4 protein-coding genes are annotated in these 7981 nt (G+C 62.3%); 1 reads left to right on the top strand and 3 read right to left on the bottom strand.

The annotated features are described in order from the left end of the window. Positions 1-336 precede the first annotated feature (336 nt). Positions 337-1206 carry a hypothetical protein gene (locus HMPREF2999_RS05860; protein ID WP_070676727.1) on the top strand — a complete coding sequence of 290 codons (870 nt, stop codon included), beginning with the start codon at positions 337-339 and terminating at the stop codon, positions 1204-1206. 73 nt (positions 1207-1279) lie between these two features. Here the strand turns inward: HMPREF2999_RS05860 and HMPREF2999_RS05855 are convergent, their stop codons facing one another. From HMPREF2999_RS05855 to HMPREF2999_RS05845, 3 genes are all read right to left on the bottom strand, one after another. Continuing rightward, complete coding sequence (locus tag HMPREF2999_RS05855; protein ID WP_210399542.1) at positions 1280-5623, bottom strand: non-ribosomal peptide synthetase; 4344 nt, start codon at positions 5621-5623, stop codon at positions 1280-1282. Positions 5624-5804: 181 nt separating this feature from the next. Beyond that, complete coding sequence (locus HMPREF2999_RS05850) at positions 5805-6032, bottom strand: phosphopantetheine-binding protein (protein ID WP_005507422.1); 228 nt, start codon at positions 6030-6032, stop codon at positions 5805-5807. Positions 6033-6070: 38 nt separating this feature from the next. Beyond that, the gene (locus tag HMPREF2999_RS05845) at positions 6071-7771 is read right to left on the bottom strand and encodes a (2,3-dihydroxybenzoyl)adenylate synthase (RefSeq protein WP_070614914.1); all 1701 of its coding nucleotides are present in this window, start codon (positions 7769-7771) and stop codon (positions 6071-6073) included. Positions 7772-7981 lie beyond the last annotated feature (210 nt).

Below are 7981 nucleotides of genomic sequence, written 5' to 3'. Positions count from 1 at the left end.
GGGGGGGGGGGCACGACTCACTCATCTACGAGTATTTGTCCTCCATAACCCATAGGGGTTCATGATGAAGCTCTAGAACACTCTCCCAGCAGTAACGACGCTGCAGAAACACCCTTGTGCGTGGTCTGCCATGGCGTCTTGGCCTTTCGCTATGGGTGCGCTCCCAAGCTAGCAGGTACTCCCCCGAGATTCTGCTTATCGCTCTGGGATTCACATAGATTCCAGATTCTCTCGACACCCATATTCACCGAGGCATATGCTTTGCAACAATCAGCAAAATACAGCCCCGCTTTCTTTACTGCCGCATATTCTTTATCCAATTACGGAGGGAGAATCATGAACCTCAAGAAATTCTTTCAGCCCGCAATGGCTATAACGTTTGCATTCACGTTAGCCTGCACATCCTGTTCTACAGGCCCGCAACTAGAACGTGATGAAACAGCCCAAGCAACCCTAGACTATAAAAACAACCGAATCATTACTCCACTCGAAGAATACAATGACCTTTTAGATGAAAATTACCTGTATTACACTCGAGCCTTGGAAATTCTCAGGCAGCGCTGTTTCGCAAAACACGGCCAATCCTATGAAATATATATCCCGGATATAGAAGATATTAAAATCGTTTCATCCGGTCGCGAGTTTGGCCTCTGGAACCCCGAATACGCCGCCAAATATGGAAACTTCAAGCGATTTGGGAATGCACCATCATCCGGGGGCTATGACACAAAAATCATGGAACAGTGTATGCCTGAAATCTTAGCCACGCTGAAAGAGACTGCGGGCATCAGCCTCGAAGAGCAAAGTGGCCTCACAGAAGCCTATCGTCGAATCTACGGCCAATCCTATGCAGCTGCCATGAATCATCCCGAATGGAAAAAATACCGTGAAGCATGGTGGAAATGCCTATCGGATAAAGGTTTAACACCACGAAAAGGCGACGAAGAATGGGGTACACAAGAACTATCAGATGCAACCCGCGCTAGCGATGATAATAATGCCCCGGCATCGGAAGAAGAAATTCGACTCAGCGTCATTGAAGCACAATGCAGTAAAGATACAGGAATGGCTCAAGGTCTTGCTAACCTTGTAGCTTCATACCAAAAACCGCTCATTCGAGATAACGAAACAAAACTAGAAGAACAGCGACAGCAGCAATCAGCAGTTAATCTCCGATATAAAGAGTGGGTTCTCAAAAACCAATAAATAGAATGTCCCCGATTGATGATTCATCAATCGGGGACATTCTATTTATTAACTACTCTACAGATAGAGCAGGCTAATCAGCGAAGTGGCCGGTCACCTCCGCCAGACGCGTCGGATTCACCAGGTCAGGGTGCGTACCCTCCAGCAGCACCGCACGGAACGACGACGCATGCGCCGACCAACCCGCCGCATCCAAATACGGCTGATCCTCATGCGGCACACCCACCAGCAACACATCACCATCAAAGAACGCCTGCTCAGCACCACGCATCAACGCCGCCGAAGCACGCATACTACCCAAGCACACGCCCAACTTCTCCTCCGGTAGGTAACCCATCGCCGAACCCGCCCGCTGCAAACGCTCCAACGTACTCGGCAGGTCAAGCTGCTCATCAGCGGCAGGCTCCGGCAAACCGCCCATACGCAGCAGCGCACGGAAGCTCTCCTGCTCATCCGGCGCAGGCACACCCTGCCACTGCTCCGAAGGATACGCATCCAACAGGATGACGCGCTCAACCTGCGCACCCGCAGCCTGCGCCAAAGCCGCCACCTGCACCGCGGCAGTACCGCCCACAGACCAGCCCATCAACGCAAAACGACGCGGCAACGAACGCTCCGCCAGGGTCTTCTCAATCAGCTTCAGGTAGCCCTCAGCCAACTCCTGCAGGCTCGACGCAAACCCAGCCTGCGGGTCAGAGAACGCCTCAGCCTGCAAAGCGTACACGCCCTGCTGAGCCGGAAGATGCGAAAGGTACCCCGCATAGCACCAGCCCAAACCACCCGCAGGCGGCAGGATAAACAGCGGCGCGGGGGCCTCGGTAGTATCCGGGACAACGGGCTGCTCACGCTGAGTCACAACGTGTTCGCGCTGAGTCAAAATGTGCTCACGCAGCGGCAGAACCGGCGCGAACTCCCCACCCTCGCCACGCTCGCCCGCAATGGACGCCGCCAAAGCCTGCACGGTCGGATGCGCAAACAGCGCACCAATGCTCACGCTCAGACCCAGCTGCTCCTCAACCGCGGCAATCACCTCAAGAGCCGCCAACGAATGACCACCCGAGGCGAAGAAATCCTCATCCACGCCAAAACGCTCACGACCCAGCACACCGGCAATAATCGAGCACAGCTGCTGCTCCAGCAGACCGTGCGGGCCCTCAGCATCAGAAGTCTGAGGGGTCAAGTCGAGGGACGCCAGTAGCTTACGATCCGCCTTACCGGAGGGACTCACCGGCAACGCAGGCAGAGTGTGCCACAGGGTCGGAACCATGTAGTCCGGCAGAACCTGCGCACAATGCTCACGCGCCGCCTCCACCAGCTGCTCGGCACGCTCGGCGGGCACGTCGCCGACCTCCAGCACCGCCGCCAGGGCAGGCTCACGCAGACCGCGGTACAGCAGAGCCACCGAAGCACTCACGCCCTCAACCGCGGCAAGAGCCATCTCAATATCGCCCAGCTCCAGGCGCTGACCGCGCACCTTAATCTGATAATCCGTGCGGCCGCGGTAGCCAATGACGGCGCGACCATCGGGAAGAATCTCCCAGCACGCCAAATCGCCCGTACGGTACAGACGCTGACTCTCACCGTTCAGCAGCGCGAGCGAACCGGCAGGAGCCTGCTCCACAAAAGCCGCCGCGGTCGCCTGCGGGTTGTTCTTGTAGCCGCGCGCCAGCTGCACGCCCGACAGGTGCAGCTCACCCGTCACGCCCACCGGCACGGGGTGGCCGGTCGGGTCAAGAATCAGGGTTCCGGTGTTCCAGACCGGCTCGCCAATGGGCACGCTCTCACGCTGCGGGTCGTTGGACGTCTCCCAGAAGGTGACATCCACCGCCGCCTCGGTCGGGCCGTACAGGTTCAGCGGGTACACGCCCAGAACCTCGCCCGCAGCCTGCACCTGGTCCTTCTGCAGAGCCTCACCCGAGCAGACCACGTAGCGCAGGGGCTGCTCCCGGTCCTGACCGAAACCGGAATCAGCCAGGATGCGGCGCGCCGCCGGCGAAGAGGTCAGCGCCGACAGCATGGTCGGCACAAAGTGCACCGCCGTGACGGACTGCTCGGCAATCACGCGCGCCAGGTAGGCGGGGTCGCGGTGACCCTCCGGGGCGGCAATGACCACGGCGGCACCCTCGGCGAGAGGCCAGTACAGCTCCCACACATGCACATCAAAGGAGATAGGGGTCTTGTGCAGAACGCGGTCGCCCTCCCCCACCGGAATCTGGTGCTGTTGCCAGTGCAGGCGGTTATCAATCGCGCGGTGGCTGATGGCAACGCCCTTAGGCCTGCCCGTAGAGCCGGAGGTGAAGAGCACGTAAGCGTCCTCGTCCAGGCCGGTTTTCGTGCCCGGAAGCTCCTCAGCGGCGGGTGCCTGTACAGGTTCCTCGATGCTCAGCTGCGGTAGGGTGTGCTGGGGCAGGTTCGCGTGACGCGCAGGCTCCTGCGGGTTCAGCTCTTCCGCGCTCAGCGGCTGCAGACCGGGGCCGTGCAGCAGCAGGGAACATTCGGCATCCTCCATCATCACGCCCACACGCTCGGCGGGCAGATCAGGAAGCACCGGCACGTAGGTGGCGCCAGCGTACAGCAGGGCGTACAGCGCCACGTACTGCTCGGCGCCGCGGTGCACACGCAGACCCACCGCGTCTGAAGGGCGAACGCCCCAGTCCAGCAGCTGCGCGGCAAGCGCACGGGCGCGCTCGTCCAGTTCGGTGTAGGTGAGGGCGCGGTCAAAAGCGTAGGCGCGATCCGACTCGGGGGTGAGCACCTCACCGGGCGCGGGGGCAGAATCCAGCACCGCGAGCGCCTGCGGATGCGCCGCCACCGCGTCACGGAAGCGACCCAGCAGGGTCTTGTACTCCATCGGGTGATCGGTAAGCGCCGGGGCGGTCAGCTCGCGCAGGGTCGCAAGCTCCGCCTCGGTCGCCAAGCCGAGATTGTTCAGGGAGGCACCCTCGCGCTGCGCCTCCGCCGCGTAGGCGGGTAGCCACTCGCGCAGGCGGGCGGCGTGACGTTCCAGCTCCTCAGCGGTGTAGAGCGCCGGGTTCATGTCAATCTCGCAGGAGATGCTGTTGCCGCGGCCGGGCATGCCGCGCAGGGTGAAGGTCGCGTCAGCAACGGGACCGGCAGAGATATTGTGAATGCGCGCAGTTGGTACCGCGGATCCGGACTCGTCCTTGGAGGGTGCCGCCAGCGGCAGCACCGCGTCAAAGGGCACCACGTTAATCTGCGCACCAAACAGCCTGGACTGGGCGTTACGCGCGGTACGCTCGAGGTCTTCCTGACGAGCCAGCGGATGCTCCGCATTGCGGGCGTACTGTTCCTTCACCGAGTGCAGGGACTCCGCGATGGGGCCGGTCGCCGCAACCTGCACCGGCAGCACATTCACCGCGGTACATCCGGTCTGCGCGCTCGCCGTACCCAGGACGCGGGTCGCCTCCGGCAGGGTGCGGGCGAACATGCGATTCATCTGCGGCACGCCGAACGAAGCCTGCGGGTAGCCGCCCACACGCGCCAGGTACGAGCCGACGGCGGCAGTCGCCAGCACGGGCCAGGAGACGGCGTGCTGCTTTGCCGCATCCAGCAGGGCCTGCTGGGTGGGTACGTCAATGCTGAACGCCAGGCGCACAGACTGCGACGACGGGGAGGCGGTACGACCCGCCAGGGAGGTGTCTTCCTGCTCCAGGGCGCCGCTCGCCTCCCAGAAGGCGACGTCTTCGTCACGGGCGTCGGAGGCGGCATCGTCGGCATCGAGCAGCTGCTGCAGGCTCATGCGGCGGGTTGCCGGAACCGGCTGACCAGCGGACAGGGCGCGATATATCGCCGCCACGCGGGAGAGGCCGTTGAACGCGGCGAACCCGTCTGCAACCACGTGGGAGAAGGAGTGGTAGACCCAGAGGAAGCCGCCGTAACGCGCCACTGCGCTACGCACGGTCACGCCCTCATCGGTGGCGAGAGGCTGGGCGAGCAGACGCTGCGCCCAGGCGCGCACCGGCGCGGGCAAATCAGAGTCAGGCAGGGCTGATTCGGGCAAGTCAGAGGCGTTCTCCTCCCCCGCCTCGGCGGTGCCGCTCAGCTCGCTCTCCTCCAGCTCGTCCTCATCCACGAGCAGGTCAATACCCGCAAGGAACACCTCAAGCGGCAGAATCTGCTGGGATGCGGAACCATCGGCAATGCGGGTGCGCACGCGGAAGCCCTCGTTCTCACGGTAGAGCTGTTCAAAAGCCTCACGCAGCAGAGCGAGGTCGGTGTCTGCGGGGCATTGCAGAACCTCCGCGGTGTTGTAGCAGGGGTTTTCCGGATCAATCGCCGCGGCAAAATAGATACCGCGTGCGTTGGTGGTCAGCGGCAGCCAGGGGTTTTTGGTCTGCCCGTTCGGTGCGGCCTGCGCGGTGTGCGAGGTGGAAGCGGTAGTATCAGCTACGCCCATGGTGGCCTCTCAGGTCTGGTTCAAGGTCTGGATTAGGAATGATGTGTGGTGTGGGGGGGGCTACTACTCCCCCGCCATTCTCAGCTGAAATCAGCCGAAACGGTGAAAGTAGAACACCGAAAGAACACCCCGGGCACCCGCCTGCAATACCGGCAGGCGGGCACTCGGGGTGCGGTAACGCTTAGCCCAGGCGGGAGGCGATGAACTCCACGGTCGGGTTCTCCACCAGCTCGGTAAACTCAATCACGGCGCCCTCAGCGGCAAGGTCGTCGAGCAGGGCGAATGCGCCCATAGAGTCCATGCCCAGGGAGAACAGGTCGGTGGTCGGCTCGTCAAAAGCGGTCTGCAGGGAGTCGGGCTCGACGATGTACTTCTCCATGATGGGGCGCAGGGTCTCAAATGCGGACATTTTTCTCCTCAATAGGGGTAGGAATAAGGGCGTACGGTTTAGCCGAAAATTTCGGCAAGCTTGGCGCGCAGCTCGCGGCGAGAAATCTTACCCACGTTCGTGGTGGGCAGCTCCTGCAGAACCTGCACGCGCTCAGGGATCTTGAAGTCGGCGAGCTTCTTCGAGGTGAAGAACTCGTGCATCGTGCGGCGCGGGTTTTCGCCCAGGTCGGCGCCTTCCTTCGGCACAATGACCAGGCCCACGCGCTCGCCCACAGTTTCGTCCGGGATGCCCAGAACCACGGCGTCAAAAACGTCGGGGTGGGTCAGCGCCAGCTCTTCGATTTCGTCCACGGCAATCTTCTCGCCGTTGCGGTTAATCTGGTCCTTCGCGCGGCCGGTCACCTCAAGGTACTTACCGGCAACCAGTCGCACAATGTCGCCGGTGCGGTAGAAGCCGTCCTCAGTGAAGCCGTAACGGTTCGCGTTCTCCTCCAGGTAGTAGCCGCGAATCGTGTACGGGCCGCGGGTGAGCAGGTGGCCGCTCTCGCCACGCTTAACCGGCTGGTCCTGATCATCAACAATCAGGATTTCGTCGTCGGGGCTAATCGGGTAACCCTGGGTCCGCAGGCGCAGCTCAATCATGTCGGTGGAACGGGTGTAGTTCACCAAGCCCTCAGCCATGCCGAACACCTGCTGAACCGTGCAGCCGAGCACCGACTCGATCTTGCCCGCAACCGCCGGTGCCAGCTTCGAGCCGCCCACCTGCAGGGTCTGCAGAGACGGCAGGGACACGCCGCGCTTCTCCGCGGAGGCGACCCACGCCTGAGCCAGCGGCGGCACCAGCGCAGAGGTGGTCACACCCTCCATCTCGATGAGGTGGAACGCAGTCTGCGGGGACGGATCCGCCGCAAACACCAGCTTGCCGGAGGCGCACATGACGCCCAGAATACCGGGCGAGCTCATCGTGAAGTTGTGCGCGGCGGGCAGCACCACGAGCATGGTCGTGTTGTTGTTCAGCTTGCAGATATCGACCGAGCCGCGCACCGAGTACAGGTAGGCGGCGTGGGTGCGAGGAATCAGCTTCGAAATGCCGGTCGTACCGCCGGAGAGCTGCAGGAACGCCACCTGCTCGCTCGCGCGCAGGTTCTCGGTGTTCTGAATGACGCCGGGCACGAACTCTTCAGCGAGCTCCTCTTCGGTCAGCGGGGTCAGCGGCTCCGCAACGTCAATAGCAACCGGCGGCTCCAGGGAGTTCTTGCGCAGCTCGGCGGCAACGTCCTCGTGCAGGGCGGCGAAATCCGCGCCGGGGGTCAGCGAAGAGAACACGTGCGCCGCCGCATCGGTGCGGGTCGCAAAGTGCACCAGCTCGGTGGTGCGGTGCTGCGGCAGGCAGAACACCGGCAGCGCCGCCGCCCAGAAAATACCCAGCAGGTACACCAGGTACTCGGCGGTGTTACCCAGCTGCAGCAGCACACGGTCACCGGGCTGCACGCCAGCCTGAACGAGGCGCGCCGCAGCGGCACGACCTGCCGCCTCCAGCTCACCGTAGGAGAGGCGAATCTGCTGGGGCTTGCCGTCCTCATCGAGCTGCGCGTGCGAAAGCGCCACCAGCGCAGGGAAGTGCGGCTTAGCGCGGCATGCATCCAGCAGGAACTCGGGGATGGTCTGGTCAATCCAGTAGCCGGCCTCGCGGTACTTCGCGGCAAAAGACTCGGGGATGAGCGGCGTGGGGGCCAGGGGGCTACGTTCTACGGTCATCTTCTCTCGATTTCTGTGTCGTTTGCGGTTTCTATAGCGCTCACGTTGTGTTCGCAGCGTGATGCCATCTCGTCAATGAGGGCGGGTGCGCAGCCTACGCCGGGTACCCTTCGGCACCCCTCGCGGCGCGGTAGTGTTGCACTTCTCTTAGGCTGTACTTCTCTAGGATACGGGCGCGGCGGTGTTTACCCTAACGGGGCACCCCGCCCG

Origin of the sequence: Rothia sp. HMSC066H02, assembly GCF_001814995.1 — a bacterium.
In the GTDB taxonomy this organism is placed as follows: Bacteria; Actinomycetota; Actinomycetes; order Actinomycetales; family Micrococcaceae; genus Rothia; species Rothia mucilaginosa.
This window is presented reverse-complemented; position numbering and strand designations above follow the sequence as displayed.